20 protein-coding genes and 1 tRNA gene are annotated in these 25,758 nt (G+C 63.7%); 17 read left to right on the top strand and 4 right to left on the bottom strand.

Annotated features, from left to right (window positions below; genetic code table 11):
• On the bottom strand, window positions 1–2,490 hold the full coding sequence (locus tag BOO69_RS01845; protein WP_071969786.1) for a tetratricopeptide repeat protein: 2,490 nt from the start codon (window positions 2,488–2,490) through the stop codon (window positions 1–3).
• 76 nt (window positions 2,491–2,566) lie between these two features.
• A complete protein-coding gene (locus BOO69_RS01850; RefSeq protein ID WP_071969788.1) occupies window positions 2,567–3,934 on the bottom strand; it encodes a cytochrome P450 in 1,368 nt (455 codons plus the stop codon).
• Between the two features lie 130 nt (window positions 3,935–4,064).
• Between BOO69_RS01850 and BOO69_RS01855 the strand changes: the two genes are divergently transcribed.
• From BOO69_RS01855 to BOO69_RS01865, 3 genes are all read left to right on the top strand, one after another.
• Window positions 4,065–4,643, top strand: a complete 579-nt coding sequence (locus BOO69_RS01855; RefSeq protein WP_237267545.1) for a hypothetical protein — start codon at window positions 4,065–4,067, stop codon at window positions 4,641–4,643.
• Window positions 4,644–4,759: 116 nt separating this feature from the next.
• A complete protein-coding gene (tuf, locus tag BOO69_RS01860) occupies window positions 4,760–5,935 on the top strand; it encodes an elongation factor Tu (RefSeq protein WP_071969790.1) in 1,176 nt (391 codons plus the stop codon).
• Between the two features lie 214 nt (window positions 5,936–6,149).
• Window positions 6,150–6,830 carry a CatB-related O-acetyltransferase gene (locus BOO69_RS01865; protein WP_083545421.1) on the top strand — a complete coding sequence of 227 codons (681 nt, stop codon included), beginning with the start codon at window positions 6,150–6,152 and terminating at the stop codon, window positions 6,828–6,830.
• A gap of 6 nt (window positions 6,831–6,836) precedes the next feature.
• On the opposite strand, the gene BOO69_RS01870 is transcribed toward BOO69_RS01865, so the two are convergent.
• Window positions 6,837–7,334 (bottom strand): DUF892 family protein, encoded by a 498-nt coding sequence (locus BOO69_RS01870; protein ID WP_071969792.1) that lies wholly within the window; start codon window positions 7,332–7,334, stop codon window positions 6,837–6,839.
• Window positions 7,335–7,477: 143 nt separating this feature from the next.
• On the opposite strand from BOO69_RS01870, the gene BOO69_RS01875 reads away from it, so the two are divergent.
• The 13 genes from BOO69_RS01875 (at window position 7,478) to BOO69_RS01935 (ending at window position 24,187) form a co-directional block, all read left to right on the top strand.
• Window positions 7,478–7,553 (top strand) — tRNA-Trp (locus BOO69_RS01875).
• Between the two features lie 116 nt (window positions 7,554–7,669).
• Complete coding sequence (locus BOO69_RS01880; RefSeq protein ID WP_156874841.1) at window positions 7,670–8,419, top strand: hypothetical protein; 750 nt, start codon at window positions 7,670–7,672, stop codon at window positions 8,417–8,419.
• Between the two features lie 86 nt (window positions 8,420–8,505).
• On the top strand, window positions 8,506–8,703 hold the full coding sequence (secE, locus tag BOO69_RS01885) for a preprotein translocase subunit SecE (RefSeq protein ID WP_071969797.1): 198 nt from the start codon (window positions 8,506–8,508) through the stop codon (window positions 8,701–8,703).
• A 216-nt stretch (window positions 8,704–8,919) separates the two neighbouring features.
• A complete protein-coding gene (nusG, locus tag BOO69_RS01890) occupies window positions 8,920–9,453 on the top strand; it encodes a transcription termination/antitermination protein NusG (protein ID WP_071969799.1) in 534 nt (177 codons plus the stop codon).
• Entirely contained in the window at window positions 9,450–10,664 is a 1,215-nt protein-coding gene (locus tag BOO69_RS01895; protein WP_071969801.1) for a hypothetical protein, read from the top strand. Before nusG ends, BOO69_RS01895 begins: the two co-directional genes overlap by 4 nt.
• Before the next feature lie 159 nt (window positions 10,665–10,823).
• Window positions 10,824–11,249, top strand: coding sequence for a 50S ribosomal protein L11 (rplK, locus tag BOO69_RS01900; RefSeq protein WP_067267940.1), 426 nt, complete (start codon window positions 10,824–10,826; stop codon window positions 11,247–11,249).
• Window position 11,250: 1 nt separating this feature from the next.
• Window positions 11,251–11,955 carry a 50S ribosomal protein L1 gene (rplA, locus tag BOO69_RS01905; RefSeq protein WP_071969803.1) on the top strand — a complete coding sequence of 235 codons (705 nt, stop codon included), beginning with the start codon at window positions 11,251–11,253 and terminating at the stop codon, window positions 11,953–11,955.
• A gap of 200 nt (window positions 11,956–12,155) precedes the next feature.
• Entirely contained in the window at window positions 12,156–13,097 is a 942-nt protein-coding gene (locus tag BOO69_RS01910; RefSeq protein ID WP_071969805.1) for a glycosyltransferase family 2 protein, read from the top strand.
• Window positions 13,098–13,445: 348 nt separating this feature from the next.
• Window positions 13,446–13,958, top strand: a complete 513-nt coding sequence (gene rplJ / locus BOO69_RS01915; protein ID WP_071969807.1) for a 50S ribosomal protein L10 — start codon at window positions 13,446–13,448, stop codon at window positions 13,956–13,958.
• A 74-nt stretch (window positions 13,959–14,032) separates the two neighbouring features.
• Window positions 14,033–14,407, top strand: a complete 375-nt coding sequence (gene rplL / locus BOO69_RS01920; RefSeq protein WP_071969810.1) for a 50S ribosomal protein L7/L12 — start codon at window positions 14,033–14,035, stop codon at window positions 14,405–14,407.
• 285 nt (window positions 14,408–14,692) lie between these two features.
• On the top strand, window positions 14,693–18,832 hold the full coding sequence (rpoB, locus tag BOO69_RS01925) for a DNA-directed RNA polymerase subunit beta (protein ID WP_071969812.1): 4,140 nt from the start codon (window positions 14,693–14,695) through the stop codon (window positions 18,830–18,832).
• A gap of 94 nt (window positions 18,833–18,926) precedes the next feature.
• On the top strand, window positions 18,927–23,171 hold the full coding sequence (rpoC, locus tag BOO69_RS01930; RefSeq protein WP_071969814.1) for a DNA-directed RNA polymerase subunit beta': 4,245 nt from the start codon (window positions 18,927–18,929) through the stop codon (window positions 23,169–23,171).
• Window positions 23,172–23,320: 149 nt separating this feature from the next.
• Window positions 23,321–24,187 (top strand): DMT family transporter, encoded by an 867-nt coding sequence (locus BOO69_RS01935; RefSeq protein ID WP_071969816.1) that lies wholly within the window; start codon window positions 23,321–23,323, stop codon window positions 24,185–24,187.
• On the opposite strand, the gene BOO69_RS01940 is transcribed toward BOO69_RS01935, so the two are convergent.
• Entirely contained in the window at window positions 24,176–24,982 is an 807-nt protein-coding gene (locus BOO69_RS01940; protein WP_071969817.1) for a putative rhamnosyl transferase, read from the bottom strand. The two genes, BOO69_RS01935 and BOO69_RS01940, sit on opposite strands and share 12 nt — an antisense overlap.
• 354 nt (window positions 24,983–25,336) lie before the next feature.
• Between BOO69_RS01940 and rpsL the strand changes: the two genes are divergently transcribed.
• A complete protein-coding gene (gene rpsL / locus BOO69_RS01945; RefSeq protein ID WP_025063456.1) occupies window positions 25,337–25,708 on the top strand; it encodes a 30S ribosomal protein S12 in 372 nt (123 codons plus the stop codon).
• The last annotated feature ends 50 nt before the right edge of the window (window positions 25,709–25,758 follow it).

Consider the following 25,758-nt stretch of genomic DNA (forward strand, 5'->3'; position numbering starts at 1 on the left):
TCAGAAAGCCGTTTCCACGTCGGCCATCAGGGGGTGGTCGAGACCGACCTTGCGAAACGTCTCGAAATCCTGCCGCACGACGGTTTCCCAAGGCTCCCCGTCGATCTCGGACTCGCGGTGGGCAAGAAAGATCTCCCTCGCCTCGGCGTCCTGCCCCCCGAACATCAGCGCATAGGCTAGGTGCGCGGCGACCCTGTGATTGTCGGGGGCTGCCGCAAGCGCGGCACGGGTCAATTCCTCGGCCTTGTCCAGCCGGCCAAAGATAACATCCCCGAACGACACGATGGCCGCCTGTTTGGCGAAGAGGTCACCCGCCACGCGCAGGTCGTCGGCAAGCGGCGGCTCCTGCGGGAACCGGTCGACCAGTGCACGGGCGTGATCGAACATCTCGCGGTAGCCTTCGAGGGCGGCGTCGTAGTCCCGGCGCGCTTCGAGCAGGGCGGCGCTGTCCATCAGGCCCAGGGTGACGGCGCGCTGGACGCCGGGATCGTTCGGTTGCAGTTCCGCGGCCTTCCTGCGCCAGTCCAGCGCCTGCGCGAAGTACCCTGCCGCCGTCTCCGCATCGTCACGCTGCTGGAGCAGCGCGCCCAGTCGGGCGAAAACCGTGCCGAGATCCGTGGCGTAGGCCGATGCTTCCGGCTGCTCCTTGGCGAGCGTCTCGAGCCGGTCGGCCGCGCTCTGCAAATGCGTCTCCGCCGCGTCCGGGTTTTCGGTCAGCTGCGCGAGGTCGGCCATCCTCATGTCGGACCGGGCAAGCGTGTAGCGCGCCCGAACGTTGGAGGGGTCGATGAGTGCCAGTCGCTGCGCCACCTCGCGTGCGCCGTTCAGGCTGGCCTGCGCGCCGGAATAGTCGCCCTCGGCCTGCTCGAGCCGGGCGATTTCGCCCAGGGTGTCCGCCAGCGCCGCCTGCCAATCGAGTTTCGCGGGATCGGATGCCGTCATCTCCCGCAGGAGCGAAAGCTGTCGGTCAAGGTAGCGACGTGCCTCGGCACCATCTCCCTGCAGGGCGGCGAGATCGGCCAGATCGCCCAGCACCCGCGCGGCATCTTGCTGGAAGGTGGAATCGTCGGGGACCTGCGCGAGGACTTTTTCGTGATGCGCAAGGGCATCGGTCAGCAACGTGCGCGCACCGTCGCCGTCGCCCCGCGCGCGGGCCACAAGGGCAAGGCGGCGCAGGCTGCCCGCCAAGGCATTGCGATTTGCGGGATCGTCAGGGGCGCGCTGCAAGAGGGCGGCACGAAGGGCGCGGGCGCTGGCGAACCTGTCCTGCGCGGTCTCCCAGTCGCCCTTGTCGAGTGCGACCTGGCCAAGCCGGTCGAAGGTTTCCGCCGTATCGGTACCGTGGCGGGTCAACGCCGGGTCCGTTTCTTCGATTGCCTGAAACAGGTTCAGCGCCGCCTCGTAGTGCGTTTGCGCTTCCTGCGCAGACCCGCGGGCCGTCGCCGCATCACCGAGGTGGCGCAGCGTGGTCGCCAGTGCATGCTGGCGGCCTAAATGGTCGGGCGTTTCCGACAACAGAATTTCCAGTTCCGACCGCGCATCGTCAAGCACGCGGCGGGCCGTCAACGGATCGCCTGCGCCAAGAATGGCGGCGCCGATACGGTTGTCCAGCAGTGCGGCCTCAGTCCGCGCGGCGCGGTCGGTCGGAAGACTGGCGTTCAGCCGGGCAGAGAGATCACGAACCTGCATCAGGGACGGCACGGAAACCGCGGTGGGCGAGGCGGCCATTTCATCGGTCAATCGGCTCAATAGCCTTGCGGCATCCTCCTGGGCCGATGCGAGGCTGGCGATTGCCGCGTCCCCGCTCTGGTTCGCGGTCGTGCCCCGGATCCACGCCGTCGCGGCGAGGCCGGTGGCAAAGACCAGTGCGGCGATCAGCGCTCCGGTAATGCGCCGCTGCCGGCGCCCCGCGGCCTCCCGGCTCGCGAGGATGAAGCGCCGGTGCAGGGCGGTGGGCGGCGGCGCTCTGTCGGGCTGGTCCGCCAGCCATGTCTCGGCTTCGCGAAGCGCCCTGCCTCGCAGCAGGGATGCGCGTGCCAGTGACGCCTTTTCCCAGTCTTCCGCCCTTGTTGCGAGCGCCCGATGGGTGGTGACCCAGCCCTGATCCGCCCTGATCGCGGCGAGAAGGGCGGTTCTCGCCTGCTCGGGGTCGTGATGTGGGGTTGCCGGAATGGGGACCGCCGTCGCGATCGGGCCGGGCAGGCGACCGCCGTGGTGTTCCAGCATCACGGTCACGATGCGTTTGTTCAATGTCGCCGCAAGGGCCAGATCGCGCGCGCAGTGATCCGACATGGTCGAGCGCGGGGTCATCGCGACGACCACGGTATCGCAGGCGTGGATCAGGCGATCGGCATCGCCGTCCGGCCCCGCGTCGGAGGTTTCGCCGGTGACATCCATCTCCGCCGCTGTGGCCAGCCAGCCCCGCAGCCTGTCGGTCCCGTGCCGGTCCTCCGGCGAATGCGCGATGAAGATCCTGATCCTGTCCGCCATGTCGTTGCATCCGCCTGCCCACCGGTATCTTGCGCCCTGGCAGGGCCGAATGCCAGCCTCGTTCGGATGGCTACGCTCAACCGGCCGCTGTCCGCTGCACCGGCTTTGCGGTCATCCAGACCCCGCCTTCCGGCCGCAGCGTCAGGATCATCACGGGCTTCGGTTCCTTGCCGGGTACCGGTGCGAATTCGAACTTCGACAGCAGCGTGGCCAGGATGATGACCGCCTCCTGCAGGGCAAAGGACGCGCCGATGCAGATGCGGGGGCCGTCGCCGAAAGGCAGGTAGGCATAACGGTCGATCGACTTGCGGTCGGCAAAGCGGTCCGGGTCGAAGCGGTCCGGATCGTCCCAGAGCAGCTTGTTCCGCCCCAGCGCGTAAATGGGGATCATCACCGTATCGCCGGGCCGGATTTCGCGGCCGCAAAGGGTGTCGTGCTTCTGCGCGGTGCGCGAGATGATGCCGGCAGCCGGATACAGCCGCAGCGTTTCGTCGATGATCATGCGGATGTAGGGCAGTTTTTCGACATCATCTCCGGTACATGCGCGGCCCTGCAGGACGTCCTGCACTTCCGCGCGGGCCCGTGCCTGCACCGCCGGATCGAAGCCGAGCAGGTACATCGCCCACGAGAGCGTCAGGGCCGTCGTCTCGTGCCCTGCGACGATGAAGGTCAGCAGGTTGTCCCGAAGCTCCGCCGTCGACATCTGGCGCTTCGTCTTGGGGTCGACCCCTTCAAGCAGCAGATCCAGCAGGTCCGGCACGCCGTCGTGCCCCCGCTCGGCCCGCGCCTCGATCGCGCTGTCGGCCATCGATTTCATCTCCTTCAGCGCGGCACCCGACATCAGCCGCCCGGGCCGCGGCACCCAGTCCGGAAAGCCGAGGACGTCGAAAAGGCTGATCTTGCCCGCCTCGGAGATGTAATCGTCGATGGCGCCATGCACCTTGTCCCGGTCGAAGGTATCCCCGCCGGAAAAGGTCACGTCTCCGATCACGTCGAAGGTCGTCGTCACCATCTCGTCGAGCATGTTGACCGCGCGCGGACCCGCGGCCTCGATCCTCGCCACGGTCCGCTCCGCAGCGGCGGTCATGATCGGCGACAGGTTCATCACGTTGCGGTGCGAGAAAACCGGCGCAGCCGCCCGGCGCTGCCAACGCCAATGCGCGCCCTCGGCGATGAACAGGCTTTCGCCGATCGCGGGTTTCAGCAGGTTCTTCGTCACCAGCGACTTCGGATAGTCGTCCAGCCGGTCGAGCAGCACCTCGCGGATGGCCTGCGGATCCATGACCATGTGCCAGCGCTTGCCGGTCTTGCCCGAAACCATGGGCTGCCGCGTCGCGATGTCCGGAATGATGCTGAGCACGTTGCGCCGGGCTTCGGCGAGGCTCTTGAGGATCCCCCAGGGCTCTGTGACCAGCGGCACGCGGACGGGCAGGGTTGTGGACATGCGGAACTCCTTCGGGCAACTCCCCCGATAGATAGGAGGCCGGGGCCGCTTCGCCAACGCGGCAATTGATTGCACCCGTGCCATGCATCGGGTATCGCCTTTGAAAGGTTGGTGCCGAAGGGGGACAGTGATGATCCGCGTGATTTCCGTATTGATGACCGTGGCGTTCCTTGCTGCCTGCAACGGCGCGGCGGACCTCGACAAGGCGCCGGTCCCGTTGGGAGATTTCAACCTCGTGCACAATATCGCGGTCGCGCCGAAGGCCGTGAAGGGCCCCCTCAGCAGGGAGGTCAGCAAGGAGCAACTGACCAAGGCGCTGACGGACGCGACAGCCGAACGGTTCGACCGCTACAACGGCAGTCGCGACTATCATTTCGGGATGAGCGTCGAAGGGTACGTGCTGGCGCAACCGGGCATACCGGTGGTTTTCGCGCCCAAATCCATCCTCATCATCAACCTGACCGTCTGGGACGATGCGAAGAACCTCAAGTTGACGGAAAGGCCACACCAGATCACGGTCTTCGAATCTCTCGACCAGGGGCCGGTGGTGGGCTCGGGCTATACCAAGTCCGCCGAGGAGCAGCTCAAGAACCTCAGCCAGAACGCGGCCAAGGCGATCGAATCCTACCTTGTGAAGATGAACAAGGAAAAAGGCTGGTTCCGGGGCAACGGCGCCACGGCGGCCGTGGCGGCGGAAACAGACGCCTGAAACCGGGGCATAGACGTGCGAAGTCGCGCTTGATTTTACCGTCCAGACCCAATACATCGCCCGCCAGATAGGACCGGGCCGATGCGGCCCCTCAATTCAAAAAGGGTGCTACCACCATGGCAAAGGCAAAGTTTGAACGTACGAAACCGCACGTGAACATCGGCACGATCGGTCACGTCGACCACGGCAAGACGACGCTGACGGCGGCGATCACGAAGTACTTCGGCGATTTCCGGGCGTATGACCAGATCGACGGTGCGCCGGAAGAGAAGGCGCGCGGGATCACGATCTCGACCGCGCACGTGGAATACGAGACGGAGAACCGTCACTACGCGCACGTCGACTGCCCGGGCCACGCGGACTACGTCAAGAACATGATCACGGGTGCGGCGCAGATGGACGGCGCGATCCTGGTGGTGAACGCGGCCGACGGCCCGATGCCGCAGACGCGCGAGCACATCCTGCTGGGCCGCCAGGTGGGCATCCCGGCGATGGTCGTCTACATGAACAAGGTCGACCAGGTGGACGACGAGGAGCTGCTGGAGCTGGTGGAGATGGAGATCCGCGAGCTGCTGTCGTCCTACGAGTATCCCGGCGACGACATCCCGGTGATCCCGGGCTCCGCGCTGGCGGCGATGAACGGCGAGAACCCGGAAATCGGCGAGGAGTCGATCAAGAAGCTGATGGCGGCCGTGGACGAGTACATCCCGACGCCGGAGCGTGCGGTTGACCAGCCGTTCCTGATGCCGGTCGAGGACGTGTTCTCGATCTCCGGCCGTGGTACGGTTGTGACCGGCCGCGTGGAGCGTGGTGTGATCAACGTGGGCGACGAGATCGAGATCGTCGGCATCCGCGACACCAAGAAGACGACCTGCACGGGCGTCGAGATGTTCCGCAAGCTGCTGGACCGCGGTGAAGCGGGCGACAACATCGGCGCGCTGCTGCGCGGGATCGAGCGTGAAGGCGTGGAGCGCGGCCAGGTGCTGTGCAAGCCCGGTTCGGTGACGCCGCACACCAAGTTCGAGGCGGAAGCCTACATCCTGACCAAGGAAGAGGGTGGCCGTCACACGCCGTTCTTCGCGAACTACCGTCCGCAGTTCTACTTCCGCACGACGGACGTGACCGGCACGGTGAACCTGAACGAAGGCACCGAGATGGTGATGCCGGGCGACAACGTGAGCTTCAACGTCGAGCTGATCGCGCCGATCGCGATGGAGCAGGGCCTGCGCTTTGCCATCCGTGAAGGCGGCCGGACCGTCGGCGCGGGCGTCGTGTCGAAGATCACCGACTGATACCGTGGCGCGCCCGCAAGGGCGCACCGCCGCGTGCAGAAACAAGCAAGGGCCGCCCTAGGGGCGGCCCTTCGCGTTGGGGGGCTGCTGTGTCCGCACGGGGGCAGCTTGATTTTCCCGCCCCCTCTGGTATCACCTCCACACCATAGATGGAGGCACCGATGACACTGACCGCGATCTGACTTCGAATTCCTTTCAGATCACAGGAGCTGTCATGCCCGACTCACGCCCTTTCCCCGCCGCCGATACGCTGCATCCCGTGCCTTTGCCCGATGGCAGCGTGCACGCCGGCACCGTCTTTCTTGCCGCCGCCGTCGATCATCCGCGCATGTCGATTGGCGATTACACCTACGCCAGTGCGCACGAGCCGCCCGCCGACTGGGCGGCGCGGCTGGCGCCCTATCTCTATGAGTTCAGCCCCGAAAGGCTGGTCATCGGCAAGTTCTGCCAGATTGCTGACGGGGTCACCTTCATCACCGCCTCGGCGAACCACCGGTATGACGGGATATCCAGCTTTCCCTTCGCCGTTTTCGGGGGCGGGCCGGTTGCAGGCCGGCCCTCCATGCCCGATGCCGGGCCGGATACGATTATCGGAAATGACGTCTGGATCGGGCAGGGGGCGCGTGTCCTGCCGGGGGCGCGGATCGGCGATGGTGTCATCATCGGGGCCGGTGCCGTGGTGTCGGGCCATGTTCCGGCCTATTCCGTCGTGGCCGGGAACCCTGCCAAGGTGATGCGCAGTCGGTTTGATCCGGCAGACGTGACGACACTGTTGGAAATCGCGTGGTGGTCGTGGCCCATCGACCAAGTCCTCGCACACGAGCATCTTATCGTGGGCGGGGATGTCGCGGGGCTGGCCGCCGTGGCGCGGGACGAGCCCGTGCCACGGCAGTGATCGGGGTCAGGCCGCAGCCTTGTTGACGCCGCCGTTCATGGCGATGTCTGTCATGCGACGGTCGCCGTCATAGGTTTCATCCAGCAGTTTCTGCAGGATCGCGCCTTCCTCGTCCAGTTCCAGACGGTTGGCAAAGGCCACGACGGCGCCGTATCCGGCCAGCGCGTAATGCACCATGCGCTGATACTGCGTGATGATGACCGCGTCCCGCGTCTCGTCGTTGTCGAAGTCGGCCTTGAGCGCGTGCGCCCGTGCCTCGGTGACAAGGCCCGCCATGCCCTTGCAGTGCTCCCCTTCGGGATCGATGTCGTGTTCCGCGCAGATCGATTTGATCTGGTCCATGCCGGCGCTGATGCCGTTCGTCCCCGCGATCAACGCCTCGCTCAGCTCCTTGTCCTTGGCGGCGCGGCCAAGTTCGGTGGTGGCTTCGAGGGATTGCTTGCAGGCGCTGTAAAGGTCCTGAAGCTGGTCGTGGTAGACTTCATGCAGGTTCTTGAGGGTCATGGTGGGCTCCTTGGATTCGGTGTTTCAGCGGCACAACGCGCCTGCACCGAGGCCGGGTTCCACACGAAGGGGCGAAATTCCGGTCAATCCGCGCGATGCCTCTTGATCGTGGTCGAAATTGCGACTAGTCCGAGGCTCGGCATAGGGGTTTAGCTCAGTTGGTAGAGCATCGGTCTCCAAAACCGAGGGTCGTGGGTTCGAGTCCCTCAGCCCCTGCCACTTTCCGGAAATGACGTTCGCATCGCAGGGCCGCCGCCCTGTTTTTGCCTTTTTTGCGCCAAGGAAGGGCCGGATTGATTTCGTATCGACAGGTCGACTGGTTGAGAGATGCGATGATGACGACCGCCAAAGAACAATCCAAGGACACACTGTCGGAAACGGTTGAGGCCCAGGCAGCGGGAGAAACGGCCGAACTCGACCCGGCCTCCCTTGCAGCGATCCGGGAATTGCTGGCCTGCGAGGTCGCGGAACCTCAGCCGCCCGCGACGGGGCGACCCGAAGCTGCGGCACAGGCGGAACCCGCCGCGGTCGCGCCTGCCCCCCGGATGACGAGCAAGCGTGAACTGCTGGAACAGCAGGCGATCGCGCCGCAGGAACCTCTCGCGGCACCGACCCCCGTCTGGCCCCGCCGTGGTACGCGGAACCGGGCAGACGCCCCAGCCTCCCGCGGGCGTGTCGGGCGCCTGAAGGCGGCGGTGACAGGGTATCGTCCGACACCGCGGCACATCGTGATCGGAGCGTGTGCGCTGATCGTGGTGCTGCGACCCTGGCTGGTGCTTGGGCTTGCCCTTCTGGGCCTCTTCGTGATGACGGGCGTGTTCCTGATCCTGGGATACGACGGCTTCTGGCGGCGGGCGATGGGCCTGGCGCGTTGGTATGCCCGCAGGCATCCATCCCGGGCGGTCGAGTTGCATCGCAAGCTGGACAGTTTCGCGATGAAGTGGGACGCGATCCTCGACCGGTTTCCCGAAGGCACGGTCGATGGTCTTTACCTTCCTGATTTCGGTGACCTGGCAGAAGCCGACAGCCGCCATGACGCAGCGATGGACCGCCGCCTGTCGGAGATGCGCGAGCGCGGAGCCTGAGCGGATCGGGCGCGGGCCGGTTACGGCTTGAATCCGCGGTCGGCACCCTTTAGATGCTTCGGGCAGACAAGCTTAGGATCGTGTAGATGGCCACCACCAATCCCCTTCAGTTCATCCAGCAGGTGCGTACCGAAGTCGGCAAGGTCGTCTGGCCGACCCGGCGCGAGGTATTGCTGACGACGGTGATGGTGTTCATTCTCGCTGCGCTGACGGCGGTTTTCTTTGCCATCGTCGACATCCTGATCCGGGGCGGGTTGCAGGGTATCCTCGGGATGTTCAGCTAGGCGCGCGATTGCTGGTATCCGCCTGCATATTTCTCGATCCTCCCTTGAAAGACTTCAACGAGCGCGGTATTGCGCAGGCCTGACCTGAAACGGGCGCGCGGCGATTCGAGTTGCGCGCCGATTTTTTATTCAGGCCGCAGCAGGCGCGCCCTTGGCGACGCGACGGATTTACGCAGACGGCGGCATGTGCCGCGCAAGACAGGGACCAGAGTTCAGATGGCAAAACGGTGGTATTCGGTCAGTGTCCTGTCGAACTTCGAGAAGAAGATCGCAGAACAGATTCGCACCTCTGCCGAAGAGCAGGGCCTTCAGGACCAGATCGATGAAGTCCTGGTGCCGACCGAAGAAGTGATCGAGGTACGCCGCGGCAAGAAGGTGACGGCGGAGCGGCGTTTCATGCCCGGCTACGTGCTGGTGCACATGGAGATGTCCGACAAGGGCTACCACCTGATCAACTCGATCAACCGGGTGACCGGATTCCTTGGTCCGCAGGGGCGCCCGATGCCCATGCGCGATGCGGAAGTACAGGCCATCCTGGGCCGGGTTCAGGAGGGCGAAGAGGCGCCGCGCACGCTCATCCACTTCGAGGTGGGAGAGAAGGTCAAGGTTGCCGACGGCCCGTTCGAGGATTTCGATGGCATGATCGAAGAGGTCGACGACGAGAACCAGCGCCTGAAGGTGTCGGTGTCGATCTTCGGGCGTGAGACCCCGGTCGAACTGGAATTCACTCAGGTCAACAAGCAGGCGTGACGACGCGGGTCGGTCATCTCCCTGCCCAGGGAGATTCGATCCGGTTCGAGGAAACGCTGGCCGCGCTGGAGCGGGCGTGCGAACGCCCGCCGATTTTTCCCGATACGGTTCTCGACGGTTTGCGCAGACTGGCCGAGGCCCGCCCGGTACAGCTCCCCTCGGACGTCCTTTCGCGTTACCTTACGCTGCTCTATCGGCTGTGGGGCCTGAACGACCCTGTCGACATCGCCTACCGGGAGGAGGGCGCGATCTCGCCGCAGCGGATAGGCTGGAGCTGCGAGACGCAGATTTTCGATTGCTTTCACGACAGTCGGGCAGAGGTCCGCGATCACATCCTGCGGTCGGTAGATCACGCCCGCGTATTGCACCCCGAGGAGGTCGCCGAGCGTGGCGCGCATTTCCGGCCCCAGCCTTGGGTTCCGCTGGATATCGACGCGGCGCGCTGCTTTCTTACGCCTTATCTGGATCATCTGGCCAAGCGGGCCGAGGGTGCCGAGCTGCGGCACCTGAAGCCGTGCTGGGACGCCGTGACCTTGCCGTTGCCGCCGTTCGAAGGCCTGTTCTGGGAGTGGCTGGACCTTGTCGGGCAGGGCGAGGATTTCCGCCTTGCCCTTGCGCTTCACGGTCTGACCGACCGTGCGCGCCAGCGTGTGAGCGGACAGAGCCTGCGGGATACGCTGCTACCCTTGCTGCAATCCGACCACCCGCTGGTCGCCGCCCATGCGGCAAGATTCATCGGCAGCCTGATGGCCGACTTCGAAGAACGGGTGATGGCGCCGGACGATTGGACGCCGGCACGGATTGTCGAGCACCTGCGACATTTGCAGAAGCATCGGCGTTCGGTGGCGGGCGCTTTCCTGAATGGGATCGACGCGATGGATCCCGACCCCTTTGCCGAGCTTGTCCGGATCGCGCCGGACCTCGATGTGGAACAGTGGGTGATGGACGTCTTGCGGGGACCGGCGGAGGCGGCGTTTCTGCCCGGAACACAGGCTTTCTGGTTCTACCTGCACGAACACTACGACCGCGATCCCGCCATGGTTTTGCGCTTTGTCCGGGCGGGTCACCTCGATGTTGCCTGGATGTGCATCACCGAAAATTCGCCGCCCGCGGATGGGATGGAGCCGGCGCTCGAGGCGATGGCCCTGCAAGACCCGGAAGGTTACGGGACGGCGGCGCGCGACTTGCTGCGCCGGATGGGCGGCGGCTGAGGCGACCCTTGCCAAGGGCGGGCATCTCGGTTATCTCCCGCGCGTTGCCCGCAAGGGCGATTCATACGTGGGAGGCGACGGTTTCGCGAAACCCGGACCGCACCACGCGACATCCACCCCCTGCGGCGCGCTGCAGGGTTGTTCGAAAGGAGGCCTGACATGGCCAAGAAACTCGTCGGTACGATGAAGTTGCAAGTGAAGGCGGGGCAAGCGAACCCGTCCCCACCCGTGGGCCCCGCACTGGGTCAGCGCGGCATCAACATCATGGAATTCTGCAAGGCGTTCAACGCCAAGACGGCTGACATGGAGCCCGGCGCACCGTGCCCGACCGTCATCAGCTACTATCAGGACAAGTCCTTCACCATGGACATCAAGACGCCCCCGGCGTCCTACTACCTGAAGAAGGCGGCCAAGGTGAACTCCGGCGCGAAAACGCCGTCGCGCGAAACCGTCGGCACCGTCACCACCAAGCAGCTGCGCGAGATCGCCGAGGCGAAAGCCGCCGACCTGAGCGCGAACGACGTCGAAGCGGCGATGAAGATCATTCTGGGCTCGGCGAAGTCCATGGGCATCGAGGTGAAGTAAGATGGCAAAGCTTGCAAAACGTACTGTCGCCGCCCGCGAAGCATTCGCCGGCAAGGAAGACGTGACCGTCGAAGAGGCCGTCGCGCTGATCAAGAGTAATTCCAAGGTCAAGTTTGACGAGACCATGGAGATCGCCATGAACCTCGGCGTCGACCCCCGCCACGCGGACCAGATGGTGCGCGGCGTTGTCGGCCTGCCCAACGGCACCGGCAAGACCATGCGCGTCGCCGTGTTCGCACGCGGTCCCAAGGCCGAGGAAGCCGAGAAGGCCGGTGCGGACATCGTTGGTGCCGAAGACCTGATGGAAACCGTGCAGTCCGGCAAGATCGAATTCGATCGCTGCATCGCGACGCCCGACATGATGCCGATCGTCGGCCGTCTGGGCAAGGTGCTGGGCCCGCGCAACCTGATGCCGAACCCCAAGGTCGGAACCGTGACCATGGACATCAAGGAGGCCGTCGAGGCCGCCAAGGGTGGTCAGGTGCAGTTCAAGGCCGAGAAGGGCGGCGTCGTGCACGCCGGCGTCGGCAAGCTGAGCTTCGACGAAGCCAAGCTGGCCGAGAACATTCGTGCCTTCGTCGGTGCGGTCGCCAAGGCCAAGCCGGCAGGCGCCAAGGGCACCTACATGAAGAAGATCAACCTGAGCTCCACCATGGGCCCGGGTATCTCGGTCGCGGTCGATGACGCGATGACCGGCCAGGCCTGATTTCCGGGCACTGGTAAAGGATCGAAGGGGCGGTGGCGATGTCACCGCCCCTTTCGAATTCCGGATCCTTCACATGCTGCTGTGGCGCGAACGCCGCGCTTGAGGCAGGAGTGGCGAGACCGCCCAATTGTCGCCACATTTCCAGCCAAGGCTGATCTCGAACCAATCAAGAGGCCGCGCAAAGCGGCGATCGAGGCAGTATGGCAGCAGGCAAGTGGTCGATCGTGACCATCCTTCGCGAACCCCGCGAAGTCCTTGAGCGTTTCGTGGCGTGGCATCTTCACCAAGGCGCGGACCGCATCCACCTTTACTTCGATGATCCGCAGGATCCGGGTATCGACGCGATGCGCCAGTTCGGGGAAAGGGTCATCGCCACCCCCTGCACCGATGCCTTCTGGGAAGAGCTGGGCGTGCTGGAGGTCGCGAATTTCACGAAACGCCAGAACGCCGCGATCATGCATGCCTACCGGCAGATCGAGGACGGCTGGGTCGCGGTCGTCGATGGCGACGAACTGCTGTGGTCGAACGACCGCCCGATCTCCGAGATGCTGAAGGCGCTGCCCGAAACGCAGAGGTCGGTGGTGATCCGCCCCGTCGAATACGTGAACTATCCGCAGGAACCCGAAAAGCTGCTGTTCCGTCGTTTCATCGACGGCGACATGCTGGACCAGGTCTTCGGGAATTTTGCCGTCTTCATGAACCGCAACCGCGGGTTTGCCGGCCATGTCACCGGCAAGACATTGACCCGCGCCGGTCTGGAAGTCTCCCGCGCGCATCCGCACTGGTTCGTCGATGCGGACGGGAAACGGATCACCGATGGGGCGCTTGCGCTGGACGACGGATGCGCCCTGCTGCACTTCTATTTCCTGAACTACGCCGATTGGCGGCGCAAGGCGGACTTCCGGCTGAAGGCGTTCCGCAACGGGCGGCGCGACATGCTGCTGGCGCGGATGCACCGGCTGGTGAAGCTGGGCCGGGAACGCAAGCTGCGTTTCCTGTGGAGCGGCCTGCACCAGATCACCCCAAGTCAGCATGACCTGATGAAGACGAACGGGCTCCTTCTCGATCTTGACGTAGACATGGCCGGGATCGTCGGCCGGTATTTCGCTCCGGTCGAAGAACCCTTGCGCCTTGCGGGCTGATCCGGAATACTGCCTTCACGGCGCGACAGGGGGCGCCACGACAAAGACCGCCATTCTTTCGGCGCAGGTCGTTTGGGGGTTGGAAATCCCCGGTCAAGCGTTTATCCACCGGCTCAGGCACAAAGCGCGATTCGTCGCGCTTTTGTGCTTTTCGTCCGAGACGGTGGGTGCCGGAGATTTATCCGGCATAATTCCTGCCTGAGACGGGAAACGGCAGATTTTCTTCGGACAGCCCCTCTGGGCCTCCGCGGCAACCCGTCCGGCCCCCGTAAGGACCCGAAAGTCGGGGCCCAACAGTCCCGGCAAAACTGAGCCGGAGGGGCAACCCTCCCTTACTGGAGTGAAACTGTGGATAGAGCACAAAAAGAACAGTTGGTCGACGAACTCGGCCAGATCTTTGAAAGCTCTGGCGTTGTCGTGGTCGCCCACTACACCGGTCTGACAGTTGCTGAAATGCAGGACCTTCGCGCGCGTGCTCGTAACGCTGGCGGGGCCGTGCGTGTTGCCAAGAACAGGCTCGCCAAGATCGCCCTTGAAGGAAAGCCCTGCGCAAGCATCACCGACCTTCTGACGGGCATGACCGTTCTGACCTATTCTGAGGATCCCGTGGCCGCGGCCAAGGTTGCTCAGGATTTCGCCAAGGAGAACCAAAAGTTCGTGATCCTTGGCGGTGCGATGGGTGAGAACGCACTCGACGTGGCCGGTGTGGAATCCGTGTCCAAGATGCCTTCGCGGGAGGAGCTTATCTCCACCGTCGCGGGCATGCTGGGCGCACCTGCATCGAACATCGCCGGGGCCATTGGCGCACCTGCAAGCAACATCGCATCCATCCTGTCCACCATCGAGGACAAGGCTGCGTAAGCAATTCGTCTTATCGGCGTGCTGGTTGAAACAACACGTTGGAACACACATATCGTTAACGGAAAGAGCTGAACATGGCTGATCTGAAGAAACTGGCAGAAGAGATCGTTGGTCTGACCCTGCTGGAAGCACAAGAACTGAAAACCATCCTCAAGGACGAATACGGCATCGAGCCCGCAGCAGGCGGCGCAGTGATGATGGCCGGTCCTGCTGACGGTGGTGGCGCTGCCGAAGAAGAGAAAACCGAATTCGACGTCGTTCTGAAGAACGCGGGCGCATCCAAGATCAACGTGATCAAGGAAGTGCGCGGCATCACCGGTCTGGGCCTGAAAGAAGCCAAGGACCTGGTCGAAGCCGGCGGCAAGATCAAGGAAGGTGTCGACAAAGCGGAAGCAGAAGACATCAAGAGCAAGCTGGAAGCCGCAGGCGCGGAAGTCGAGCTGGCCTGATAGGTCATTGCGGGCGCCGGTCCTGTTTGCAGGATCGGGCCGGAATCTTCGCGGATTTCGGCAAGTCCCGGAAAAATGGTGGCTGGACGGGGCATTTGTCCTGTCCAGCCAAACCTGTCTTGAAGGATGCTTTCGCCGAAAGCCTCCTTCTGGAGAGGTACATAGGTCGGAAGGGGTGCGGTGGGACGCATCCCAGCATTGACCGGAACGCTCCGCTCTTAGAGCAGCGCCTCACGGCCCCGGTGAGGTCGCGCTCGGTGAGAGAATCGAAAGGTGACACGACACATGGCACAATCCTTCCTTGGCCAGAAACGTCTGCGTAAATATTATGGCAAAATCCGCGAAGTGCTGGAAATGCCGAACCTGATCGAGGTTCAGAAATCTTCTTATGACCTTTTCCTGAATTCCGGCGATGCCGAGACCCCCACCGACGGTGAGGGGATCATGGGTGTTTTCCAGTCGGTCTTTCCAATCAAGGATTTCAACGAGACTTCCGTTCTCGAATACGTGAAGTACGAGCTCGAAAAGCCCAAGTACGACGTCGAGGAATGCCAGCAGCGCGACATGACCTATTCCGCGCCGCTGAAGGTGACGCTGCGCCTGATCGTTTTCGATGTGGACGAGGACACCGGCGCCAAGTCCGTCAAGGACATCAAGGAACAGGACGTCTTCATGGGCGACATGCCCCTGATGACCCCGAACGGCACGTTCATCGTGAACGGGACCGAGCGCGTGATCGTCTCCCAGATGCATCGCTCGCCGGGCGTGTTCTTTGACCACGACAAGGGCAAGACCCATTCCTCGGGCAAGCTGCTGTTCGCCTGCCGCATCATTCCCTACCGCGGCTCCTGGCTCGACTTCGAATTCGATGCCAAGGACATCGTGTTTGCGCGCATCGACCGTCGCCGCAAGCTGCCTGTGACCACCCTGCTTTACGCGCTTGGGCTGGACCAGGAAGGCATCATGAATGCTTATTACAACACGATCACCTACTCCCTGCAGAAGAACAAGGGCTGGGTTGCGCCGTTCTTCCCCGAGCGCGTGCGCGGTACCCGGCCGACATACGACATCGTGGACGCCGCATCGGGCGAAGTCCTGTTCGAAGCGGGCAAGAAGGTCACGCCGCGCGCCGTGAAGAAGCTGATCGACGAGGGCACCGTCAAGGAGCTGCTGCTGCCCTTCGATCACATCAACGGCAAGTTCGTGGCCAAGGACATCATCAACGAAGAGACCGGCGCGATCTATGTCGAGGCCGGTGACGAACTGTCCCTGGAATACGACAAGGACGGCACGCTGATCGGCGGCACCGCGAAAGAGCTGATCGACGCGGGCATCACCGAGATTCCGCTGCTGGACATCGACAACATCAATGTCGGCCCGTACATGCGAAACACCATGGCGCAGGACAAGAACATGAACCGCGACACCGCGCTCATGGACATCTACCGCGTCATGCGTCCCGGCGAGCCTCCCACCGTGGAAGCCGCAAGCGCGCTGTTCGACACGCTGTTCTTCGACTCAGAGCGGTATGACCTCAGCGCCGTGGGCCGGGTCAAGATGAACATGCGTCTCAACCTCGACGCGGAAGACACCGTGCGCACGCTACGCCGCGAGGATATCGTGGCCTGCATCAAGGCGCTGGTGGACCTGCGCGACGGGCGCGGCGACATCGACGATATCGACCACCTCGGCAACCGCCGGGTGCGTTCGGTCGGCGAGCTGATGGAGAACCAGTATCGCGTCGGCCTGCTGCGGATGGAGCGCGCGATCAAGGAGCGCATGTCCTCGGTCGAGATCGACACCGTCATGCCGCAGGACCTGATCAACGCGAAACCGGCCGCGGCGGCCGTGCGCGAATTCTTCGGTTCTTCGCAGCTGTCGCAGTTCATGGACCAGACCAACCCGCTGTCCGAAGTGACGCACAAGCGTCGCCTGTCGGCGCTCGGGCCGGGCGGTCTGACGCGCGAACGCGCGGGCTTCGAGGTGCGCGACGTGCACCCGACCCACTATGGTCGCATGTGCCCGATCGAAACGCCGGAAGGTCCGAACATCGGTCTGATCAACTCGCTGGCCACCTTTGCCCGCGTGAACAAGTACGGCTTCATCGAGACCCCGTACCGGGTCGTGAAGGACAGCAAGGTGACCGACGAGGTCCACTACATGTCCGCGACAGAGGAAATGCGCCACACCGTGGCACAGGCCAACGCCTCGCTGGACGATGAGGGCCGGTTCACGAACGAGATGGTGAACACCCGCCAGTCCGGCGACTACACCCTTGCGCCGACCGAAAGCGTCGATCTGATCGACGTGTCGCCCAAGCAGCTGGTCTCGGTTGCGGCGTCGCTGATCCCGTTCCTGGAAAACGACGACGCCAACCGCGCCCTGATGGGTTCGAACATGCAGCGTCAGGCCGTGCCGCTGCTGCAGGCCGAGGCGCCGCTGGTCGGCACCGGGATCGAAGAGGTCGTGGCGCGGGACTCCGGTGCCGCCTACATGGCCCGTCGCGCAGGCATCATTGACCAGGTCGATGCAAGCCGGATCGTGATCCGCGCCACGGAAGACCTCGAGTTGGGCGATGCCGGCGTGGACATCTACCGGATGCGCAAGTTCCAGCGGTCGAACCAGAACACCTGCATCAACCAGCGTCCGCTGGTGAAGGTGGGCGAGACGGTCACCAAGGGCCAGGTCATCGCGGACGGTCCGTCCACCGACATGGGTGAACTGGCGCTCGGCAAGAACGTGGTCGTCGCCTTCATGCCGTGGAACGGCTACAACTACGAGGACTCGATCCTGATTTCCGAGCGGATTTCCCGCGACGACGTCTTCACCTCGATCCACATCGAGGAATTCGAAGTCGCCGCGCGTGACACTAAGCTCGGGCCGGAAGAGATCACCCGCGACATCCCCAACGTCGGCGAGGAAGCCCTGCGCAACCTCGACGAGGCGGGCATCGTGTACATCGGCGCGGACGTCGAGCCGGGCGACATCCTTGTGGGCAAGATCACGCCCAAGGGCGAAAGCCCGATGACGCCCGAGGAGAAACTGCTGCGCGCGATCTTCGGCGAGAAGGCTTCGGACGTGCGCGACACGTCGCTGCGGGTCAAGCCGGGCGACTTCGGCACGGTCGTCGAGGTGCGCGTCTTCAACCGCCACGGCGTCGAGAAGGACGAGCGCGCCCTGCAGATCGAGCGCGAGGAAGTCGAACGTCTGGCCCGTGACCGGGACGACGAGCTGGCGATCCTTGACCGGAACATCTATGCGCGCTTGCGCGAGATGATCCTTGGCAAGGTCGCGGTGAAGGGTCCGAAGGGCGTGAAGGCGAACAGCCAGATCACCGAGGAGCTGCTGGACGACCAGCTGACCCGTGGTCAGTGGTGGCAGCTTGCGCTGGAGGACGAGGACGACGCCAAGATCGTGGAAGCCCTGAACGAGCAGTACGAGATCCAGAAACGGGCCTTGGACGCGCGGTTCGAGGACAAGGTCGAAAAGGTCCGTCGCGGCGACGACCTGCCCCCGGGCGTGATGAAGATGGTCAAGGTCTTCGTCGCGGTGAAGCGCAAGCTGCAGCCGGGCGACAAGATGGCCGGGCGCCACGGCAACAAGGGCGTGATCTCCAAGGTGGTCCCGATGGAGGACATGCCGTTCCTTGCGGACGGGACGCCGGTCGACTTCTGCCTCAACCCGCTGGGCGTGCCGTCGCGCATGAACGTCGGCCAGATCCTCGAGACGCACATGGGCTGGGCCGCACGCGGTCTGGGTCTGAACATCGACGAGGCGCTGCAGGAGTACCGCCGGTCCGGAGACCTGACCCCGGTGCGCGAGGCGATGAGCCACGCCTACGGCGAGGACGTGTATGCCGAGGGTATCGAAGGCATGGACGAGGAGACGCTGATCGAAGCGGCGGGCAACGTGACACGCGGTGTGCCGATCGCGACGCCGGTCTTCGACGGGGCCAAGGAAGCTGACGTCAACGACTCGCTCGCGCGGGCCGGTTTCGACACTTCCGGGCAGTCGATCCTGTTCGACGGCCGCACCGGCGAGCAGTTCGCCCGCCCCGTGACCGTCGGCGTCAAGTACCTGCTGAAACTGCACCACCTCGTGGACGACAAGATCCACGCGCGGTCGACCGGGCCTTACAGCCTCGTGACCCAGCAGCCGCTGGGCGGCAAGGCGCAGTTCGGCGGCCAGCGTTTCGGCGAGATGGAGGTCTGGGCGCTGGAAGCCTACGGTGCCGCCTACACCCTGCAGGAAATGCTGACGGTGAAGTCGGACGACGTCGCGGGCCGGACCAAGGTCTATGAAAGCATCGTCAAGGGCGAGGACAATTTCGAAGCGGGCATTCCGGAGAGCTTCAACGTGCTCGTCAAGGAAGTGCGCGGCCTCGGCCTGAATATGGAACTCCTGGATGCGGAGGAGGATGAGTGAGGCGTAACCGGACTTTCCAAAAAGTCCGGGCCGATCTTTTCGAAAAGATCGGCGCCTCCGTCACCCCCAAAGCACCCCTTTCAAGGATTTGAAAATGAACCAGGAACTGACAAACAACCCGTTCAACCCGCTGACTCCCCCCAAGGTGTTCGACGAGATCAAGGTCTCTCTGGCGTCGCCGGAGCGGATCCTGTCGTGGTCCTTCGGTGAGATCAAGAAGCCCGAGACGATCAACTACCGCACGTTCAAGCCCGAGCGTGACGGCCTGTTCTGCGCGCGCATTTTCGGCCCGATCAAGGACTACGAGTGCCTGTGCGGCAAGTACAAGCGCATGAAGTATCGCGGCGTCGTCTGCGAGAAATGCGGCGTGGAAGTCACGCTGCAGAAGGTCCGCCGCGAGCGGATGGGTCACATCGAGCTGGCCAGCCCCGTCGCGCATATCTGGTTCCTGAAATCGCTGCCGTCCCGCATCGGCCTGATGCTGGACATGACGCTGCGTGATCTGGAGCGCGTGCTCTACTTCGAGAACTACGTGGTGATCGAACCGGGCCTGACGGACCTCACCTACGGTCAGATGATGACCGAGGAAGAGTTCATGGACGCCCAGGACGCCTATGGCATGGACGCCTTCACCGCCAACATCGGTGCGGAAGCCATCCGCGAGATGCTGGCCGCGATCGACCTCGAGGCAGAGGCCGACCAGCTCCGTGAGGAGCTGAAGGAAGCCACCGGCGAGCTGAAGCCCAAGAAGATCATCAAGCGCCTGAAGGTCGTGGAATCCTTCCTCGAATCCGGCAACCGCCCGGAGTGGATGGTCCTGACCGTGATCCCGGTCATCCCGCCGGAACTGCGCCCGCTGGTGCCGCTGGACGGTGGCCGCTTCGCGACCTCCGACCTCAACGACCTGTATCGCCGGGTCATCAATCGGAACAACCGCCTGAAGCGGCTGATCGAGCTGCGTGCGCCGGACATCATCGTGCGCAACGAGAAGCGGATGCTGCAGGAGTCCGTCGACGCCCTGTTCGACAACGGCCGTCGCGGCCGCGTCATCACGGGTGCGAACAAGCGCCCGCTGAAGTCGCTGTCGGACATGCTGAAAGGCAAGCAGGGCCGCTTCCGCCAGAACCTTCTGGGCAAGCGGGTCGACTTCTCGGGCCGTTCGGTCATCGTGACCGGGCCGGAACTCAAGCTGCACCAGTGCGGCCTGCCCAAGAAGATGGCGCTCGAGCTGTTCAAGCCGTTCATCTATTCGCGGCTGGAGGCCAAGGGGCTGTCCAGCACCGTGAAACAGGCCAAGAAGCTGGTGGAAAAGGAACGTCCCGAGGTCTGGGATATTCTGGATGAAGTCATCCGCGAGCACCCCGTCATGCTGAACCGTGCGCCGACGCTGCACCGCCTGGGTATCCAGGCGTTCGAGCCCGTGCTGATCGAAGGCAAGGCGATCCAGCTTCACCCGCTGGTCTGCTCGGCCTTCAACGCGGACTTCGACGGCGACCAGATGGCCGTGCACGTCCCGCTGTCGCTCGAAGCGCAGCTGGAAGCGCGTGTTCTGATGATGTCGACGAACAACGTCCTGTCGCCCGCCAACGGTGCGCCGATCATCGTGCCGTCGCAGGACATGATCCTCGGTCTTTACTACACCACTCTGGAACGCGCGGGCATGAAGGGCGAAGGCAAGGTCTTTGGCACCGTGGACGAGGTGCAGCACGCGCTCGACGCGGGCGAGGTTCACCTGCACTCCAAGATCAAGGCCCGGATCAAGCAGATCGACAACGAGGGCAACGAGATCATGGTCCGCTATGACACGACCCCCGGTCGCGTCAGGCTGGGCGCGCTGCTGCCGCTGAACGCGAAGGCACCGTTCGACCTCGTGAACCGTCTGCTGCGCAAGAAGGAAGTGCAGCAGGTCATCGACACCGTCTATCGCTACTGCGGCCAGAAGGAGTCGGTCATCTTCTGCGACCAGATCATGTCCATGGGTTTCAAGGAAGCTTTCCGCGCCGGCATCAGCTTCGGCAAGGACGACATGCTGATCCCCGACAGCAAGTGGGGCCTCGTTGAGGAGACCCGCGAGCAGGTCAAGGATTTCGAGCAGCAGTACATGGACGGCCTGATCACCCAGGGCGAGAAGTACAACAAGGTTGTCGACGCCTGGTCGAAGTGTAACGACAAGGTGACCGAGGCCATGATGGGCTCGATCTCGGCCGAGCGGCTGGATGAAAACGGTGCCGTCATGGAACCGAATTCGGTCTACATGATGGCCCACTCCGGTGCGCGTGGCTCGGTCACGCAGATGAAGCAGCTGGGCGGGATGCGCGGCCTGATGGCGAAGCCGAACGGCGACATCATCGAGACCCCGATCATCTCGAACTTCAAGGAAGGTCTGACCGTTCTCGAGTACTTCAACTCGACCCACGGTGCGCGGAAAGGTCTGTCGGATACGGCGCTGAAAACCGCGAACTCGGGCTACCTGACGCGTCGTCTGGTGGACGTGGCGCAGGACTGCATCGTGCGCATGCACGATTGCGGTACCGAAGCTGCGATCACCGCCGAAGCGGCGGTCAATGATGGCGAGGTCGTGTCGTCGCTGGCCGAGCGCCTGCTGGGCCGTGTCGCCGCAGAGGATATCCTCAAGCCCGGCACGGACGAGGTGATCGTGGCCGCTGGTTCCATCGTGGACGAGCGGATGGCGGACCTGATCGACGAGGCGGCGGTTCAGTCCGCGCGCATCCGGTCCCCGCTGACGTGCGAGGCCGAGGAAGGCGTCTGCGCGATGTGCTACGGTCGTGACCTTGCACGCGGCACTCTTGTCAACCAGGGCGAGGCTGTCGGCATCATCGCGGCGCAATCCATTGGCGAACCGGGCACCCAGCTGACGATGCGGACATTCCACATCGGCGGCGTGGCGCAGGGCGGTCAGCAATCCTTCCTCGAGGCTTCCCAGGAGGGCAAGATCGTGTTCGAAGGGGCGCAGACGATCGAGAACGCCAACGGCGACGTGATCGTGATGGGCCGGAACATGAAGCTGCGTATCGTCGGTGATGACGACGTCGAGCGGGCCAGCCACAAGATCGGCTATGGCACCACCCTGTTCGTCAAGGACGGCCAGAAGGTGGTTCGCGGCGACAAGCTGATCGAGTGGGATCCCTACACGCTGCCGATCATCGCCGAGAAGTCGGGCACGGCCAAGTTCGTCGACCTTGTCAGCGGCATCGCCGTCAAGGACGAGACCGACGACGCGACCGGCATGACCCAGAAGATCGTGATCGATTGGCGCGCGGCGCCGAAAGGTAACGAGCTGAAGCCGGAAGTGATTCTGGTGGATGCCGACGGCGAGCCGGTCCGTACGGATGCGGGCAACCCGGTGACCTATCCGATGTCGGTGGACGCGATCCTGTCGGTCGAGGACGGCAACGAGGTGAAGGCCGGCGATGTCATCGCCCGTATCCCGCGCGAAGGCGCCAAGACCAAGGACATCACCGGTGGTCTGCCGCGTGTGGCCGAACTCTTCGAGGCACGCCGCCCGAAGGACCACGCCATCATCGCGGAAATCGACGGTTATGTCCGGTACGGCAAGGACTACAAGAACAAGCGCCGTATCGCGATCGAGTCCGCGGACGATCCGGATCACCGGGTCGAGTACATGGTGCCCAAGGGCAAGCACATTCCGGTTGCGGAAGGTGACTTCGTGCAGAAGGGCGACTACATCATGGACGGCAACCCGGCGCCTCATGACATCCTTGCGATCATGGGTGTCGAGGCCTTGGCAGACTACATGATCGACGAGGTGCAGGACGTCTACCGCCTGCAGGGCGTGAAGATCAACGACAAGCACATCGAGGTGATCGTGCGCCAGATGCTGCAGAAGTGGGAGGTCCAGGATTCGGGCGAAACCACGCTGCTGAAGGGCGAACACGTCGACAAGCAGGAGTTCGATCTGGCCAACGAGAAGGCGATCAAGAAGGGCGGTCGTCCGGCCAAGGGCGAACCGATCCTGCTGGGCATCACGAAAGCCTCGCTGCAGACCCGGTCGTTCATCTCGGCTGCGTCCTTCCAGGAAACCACGCGCGTGCTGACCGAGGCTTCGGTTCAGGGCAAGAAGGACAAGCTTGTCGGTCTGAAGGAGAACGTGATCGTGGGTCGCCTGATCCCGGCGGGTACGGGCGGTGCGACCATGCAGATGCGCAAGGTTGCACAGGACCGTGACAACGTGGTCATCGAAGCACGCCGCGAAGAGGCAGAGCAGGCCGCGCGCCTCGCCGCGCCCGAAGCGGACGACGACGTGGTCGGCGGAGATGTCTTCGACACCGTGATCGTGGACGACGAAAGCCGCGATTGACCTGATCGCACAAGTCGATGCATGGCCCCCGTTACCGCAGGTGACGGGGGCTTTTGCTTTGGGAAGGGGGGCAATCCGGCAGGGATTGTAACTGGCCCGAGGCGCGGCCTAATGTGCGGCAGTTGCACGTTGTCGAAGGTCGCCACAGTATGTCACCCACCCTGCTTGGCGCCCTCTTGATGACAGCCTCTATGGCCGCTTTCACGCTGAACGACACGATGCTCAAGCTGACGGCCGGCGACGTTCCTCTCGCGCAGCTGATCTTTCTCAGATCGTTTCTGACCTGTACCCTCATGCTGGCGACGAAAGGCCGGATCGGCACGATGCATTTCGATATCGCGCGCCGCGACTGGGTGCTGATCGGCGCGCGTGCCGTGTCGGAGGTGGTGGTGTCCTACTTCTTCCTCACGGCGCTGTTCCACATGCCGCTCGCCAATCTCAACGCGGTGATGCAGGTGGTCCCTCTGGCTGTCACGCTCGCCTCGGCGCTGTTCCTGCGCGAGGCCGTCGGCTGGCGGCGTTTCGCGGCGATCATCATCGGGTTCTTCGGGGTCTTGCTGATCGTGAAACCGGGCGCCGCGGGGTTCGACATCTGGTCGGCCTACGCGTTGCTAGCGATGATCGGGGTGACCGCGCGTGACCTGATCACCCGCCAGCTTTCGCCCACGGTGCCCTCCATGACCGTCGCGCTGAGCACGGCGGCCTCTGTGATGACGGCTTTCGGCCTCGTGTCGCTGACCGGGGCATGGGTCGCCGTTCCCTCGCACATCTGGTTCCTGATCGTCGGTTCGGCCGTGGCCGTCATGGCCGGATACTTCCTGTCGATCTGGGTGATGCGGGTGGGCGACGTGTCATTTACCGCGCCCTTTCGCTACACCGGGCTGGTCTGGGCGCTCATCATGGGCTGGTTCGTTTTCGGCGAGTGGCCGGGATGGCTCACGCTCCTCGGGGCGGGCATCGTCGTGGTGACCGGTGTCTTCACCTTCTACCGGGAACGCAAGGTGTCACGCGGCTGAGAACACCCGCCGCACGTGTTCCGCGTCGATGGCGAAGCGGTTGCGAAACATCTGCTCCTGCTTGGCTGTCAGCGGGGTGACGGGAATGGGTCTGACCTTCTTCTGCCGCGAATCGTTGAAGCCGTTGTGGCTGCGCACCCACATGTCGGGGTCCGAGAAACTGAGCGCCGGCATGAAGCGGGGAATCTTCTCGTGGGCGAAGTTCATGATGGTCTGGCTGCAGTTGCCCTTGATGTACATGCCCAGCGATGCGACGTAGAACTGTCGGAACATGTCGACTGCCGCGATGCCGTTCGGCCCGAACTCGGCCACGAACCCGCGGTTCCAGTCATAGGCGAAGGTACGGTTGCCGCCGATCAGCGCCGATCCGTCGGCCACCGCCCGCCGCAGCTTGGCGATGAAGTTGACGGCGACGGCGTCGTCATCGTCGTAGCGGAACTGGAGACAGGGCTCCGCCGGGTTGATCCGCGCGTCATTCAGGATCTCCTTCATCACCTCGCGCTGGTTGCGGGGCGGCTCCTTGTGAATCAGGGCCTGGGGAAGGTCGGCGATCAAGCCCTCGAGCCTTTTTTCGTGGTGTTTGGGAAACTGGTCACCGATGACGATGATAAGGCTGAAGTCGGGATCCGTCTGCGCGCGCAGGCAGGGGAGTGCCACGGTTTCGAGCAGTCGGAACCTTTCTTCCAGACGCGCGTCGGCGTAGAGATAGGCGATCCGATCGTCGATGTCCTCGTGCTCGACCTGAAACCCTCCGAGGGCGGGATAGGAGAAGCGGCAAAGTCCGATGGCCTGCATGGGGGTCTCCTCCAACTGGTGCGGGCGGTCCGGCTGAATATGCAGGCGCAGAGGCCGCGCTTGCAACCGCGCATGTGTCGCCCGGGATGCGCCCGGCCTGTTGACACCCCGCGCCCGACGCCATATACGCGCGCTATCCGGGACGTGGGCCACCCCCGCAATCCCGAATTCATAAGCCAAGTGGTCAAGACCCGGTCTAATGCTGATCCGGTCCTCTGTAGCCCCACCGCCTCGTTTACCTCGGTACGGGAACGTTGCGGTGTTTTTGCTTTGCCAAAGGCAAGGCGACGAAATCGAAACCGCATGGGGTGTTCCTCGTGCACCTGATGTGAGACAGAACGGGGATAATCCGGAATGCCAACGATCCAACAGCTGATCCGCAAGCCGCGGCAGCCAAAGCGTAAATACTCGAAATCCATGCACCTGCAGGAATGCCCGCAGAAGCGTGGCGTCTGTACCCGCGTGTACACCACCACACCGAAGAAGCCGAACTCGGCCATGCGTAAGGTTGCCAAGGTGCGCCTGACCAACGGCTTCGAGGTCATCAGCTACATTCCCGGTGAAAGCCACAACCTCCAGGAACACTCCGTCGTGCTGATCCGCGGCGGCCGGGTGAAAGACCTTCCGGGTGTGCGTTACCACATCCTGCGCGGTGTTCTGGACACGCAAGGCGTCAAGGACCGCAAGCAGCGCCGCTCCAAGTACGGTGCGAAGCGTCCGAAGTAACGCCCGCGTCGGTGCGCAGCCACTGCGCACCCAACCATCCCATCGTAGGG

It is taken from the genome of Sulfitobacter alexandrii (genome assembly GCF_001886735.1).
In the GTDB taxonomy this organism is placed as follows: domain Bacteria; phylum Pseudomonadota; class Alphaproteobacteria; order Rhodobacterales; family Rhodobacteraceae; genus Sulfitobacter; species Sulfitobacter alexandrii.

What these genes read in the sequence shown, in the direction of transcription:
- BOO69_RS01865 (WP_083545421.1), top strand. Translation starts at nt 6,150, where the DNA reads ATGCCCGACTCACGCCCTTTCCCCGCCGCCGATACGCTGCATCCCGTG.
- BOO69_RS01910 (WP_071969805.1), top strand. Translation starts at nt 12,156, where the DNA reads ATGGCAGCAGGCAAGTGGTCGATCGTGACCATCCTTCGCGAACCCCGC.
- rplK (WP_067267940.1), top strand. Translation starts at nt 10,824, where the DNA reads ATGGCCAAGAAACTCGTCGGTACGATGAAGTTGCAAGTGAAGGCGGGG.
- rplA (WP_071969803.1), top strand. Translation starts at nt 11,251, where the DNA reads ATGGCAAAGCTTGCAAAACGTACTGTCGCCGCCCGCGAAGCATTCGCC.
- rpoB (WP_071969812.1), top strand. Translation starts at nt 14,693, where the DNA reads ATGGCACAATCCTTCCTTGGCCAGAAACGTCTGCGTAAATATTATGGC.
- BOO69_RS01870 (WP_071969792.1), bottom strand. Translation starts at nt 7,334, where the DNA reads ATGACCCTCAAGAACCTGCATGAAGTCTACCACGACCAGCTTCAGGAC.
- rplL (WP_071969810.1), top strand. Translation starts at nt 14,033, where the DNA reads ATGGCTGATCTGAAGAAACTGGCAGAAGAGATCGTTGGTCTGACCCTG.
- rpsL (WP_025063456.1), top strand. Translation starts at nt 25,337, where the DNA reads ATGCCAACGATCCAACAGCTGATCCGCAAGCCGCGGCAGCCAAAGCGT.
- nusG (WP_071969799.1), top strand. Translation starts at nt 8,920, where the DNA reads ATGGCAAAACGGTGGTATTCGGTCAGTGTCCTGTCGAACTTCGAGAAG.
- secE (WP_071969797.1), top strand. Translation starts at nt 8,506, where the DNA reads ATGGCCACCACCAATCCCCTTCAGTTCATCCAGCAGGTGCGTACCGAA.
- BOO69_RS01935 (WP_071969816.1), top strand. Translation starts at nt 23,321, where the DNA reads ATGTCACCCACCCTGCTTGGCGCCCTCTTGATGACAGCCTCTATGGCC.
- BOO69_RS01850 (WP_071969788.1), bottom strand. Translation starts at nt 3,934, where the DNA reads ATGTCCACAACCCTGCCCGTCCGCGTGCCGCTGGTCACAGAGCCCTGG.
- BOO69_RS01880 (WP_156874841.1), top strand. Translation starts at nt 7,670, where the DNA reads ATGACGACCGCCAAAGAACAATCCAAGGACACACTGTCGGAAACGGTT.
- tuf (WP_071969790.1), top strand. Translation starts at nt 4,760, where the DNA reads ATGGCAAAGGCAAAGTTTGAACGTACGAAACCGCACGTGAACATCGGC.
- BOO69_RS01845 (WP_071969786.1), bottom strand. Translation starts at nt 2,490, where the DNA reads ATGGCGGACAGGATCAGGATCTTCATCGCGCATTCGCCGGAGGACCGG.
- rpoC (WP_071969814.1), top strand. Translation starts at nt 18,927, where the DNA reads ATGAACCAGGAACTGACAAACAACCCGTTCAACCCGCTGACTCCCCCC.
- BOO69_RS01855 (WP_237267545.1), top strand. Translation starts at nt 4,065, where the DNA reads ATGATCCGCGTGATTTCCGTATTGATGACCGTGGCGTTCCTTGCTGCC.
- BOO69_RS01940 (WP_071969817.1), bottom strand. Translation starts at nt 24,982, where the DNA reads ATGCAGGCCATCGGACTTTGCCGCTTCTCCTATCCCGCCCTCGGAGGG.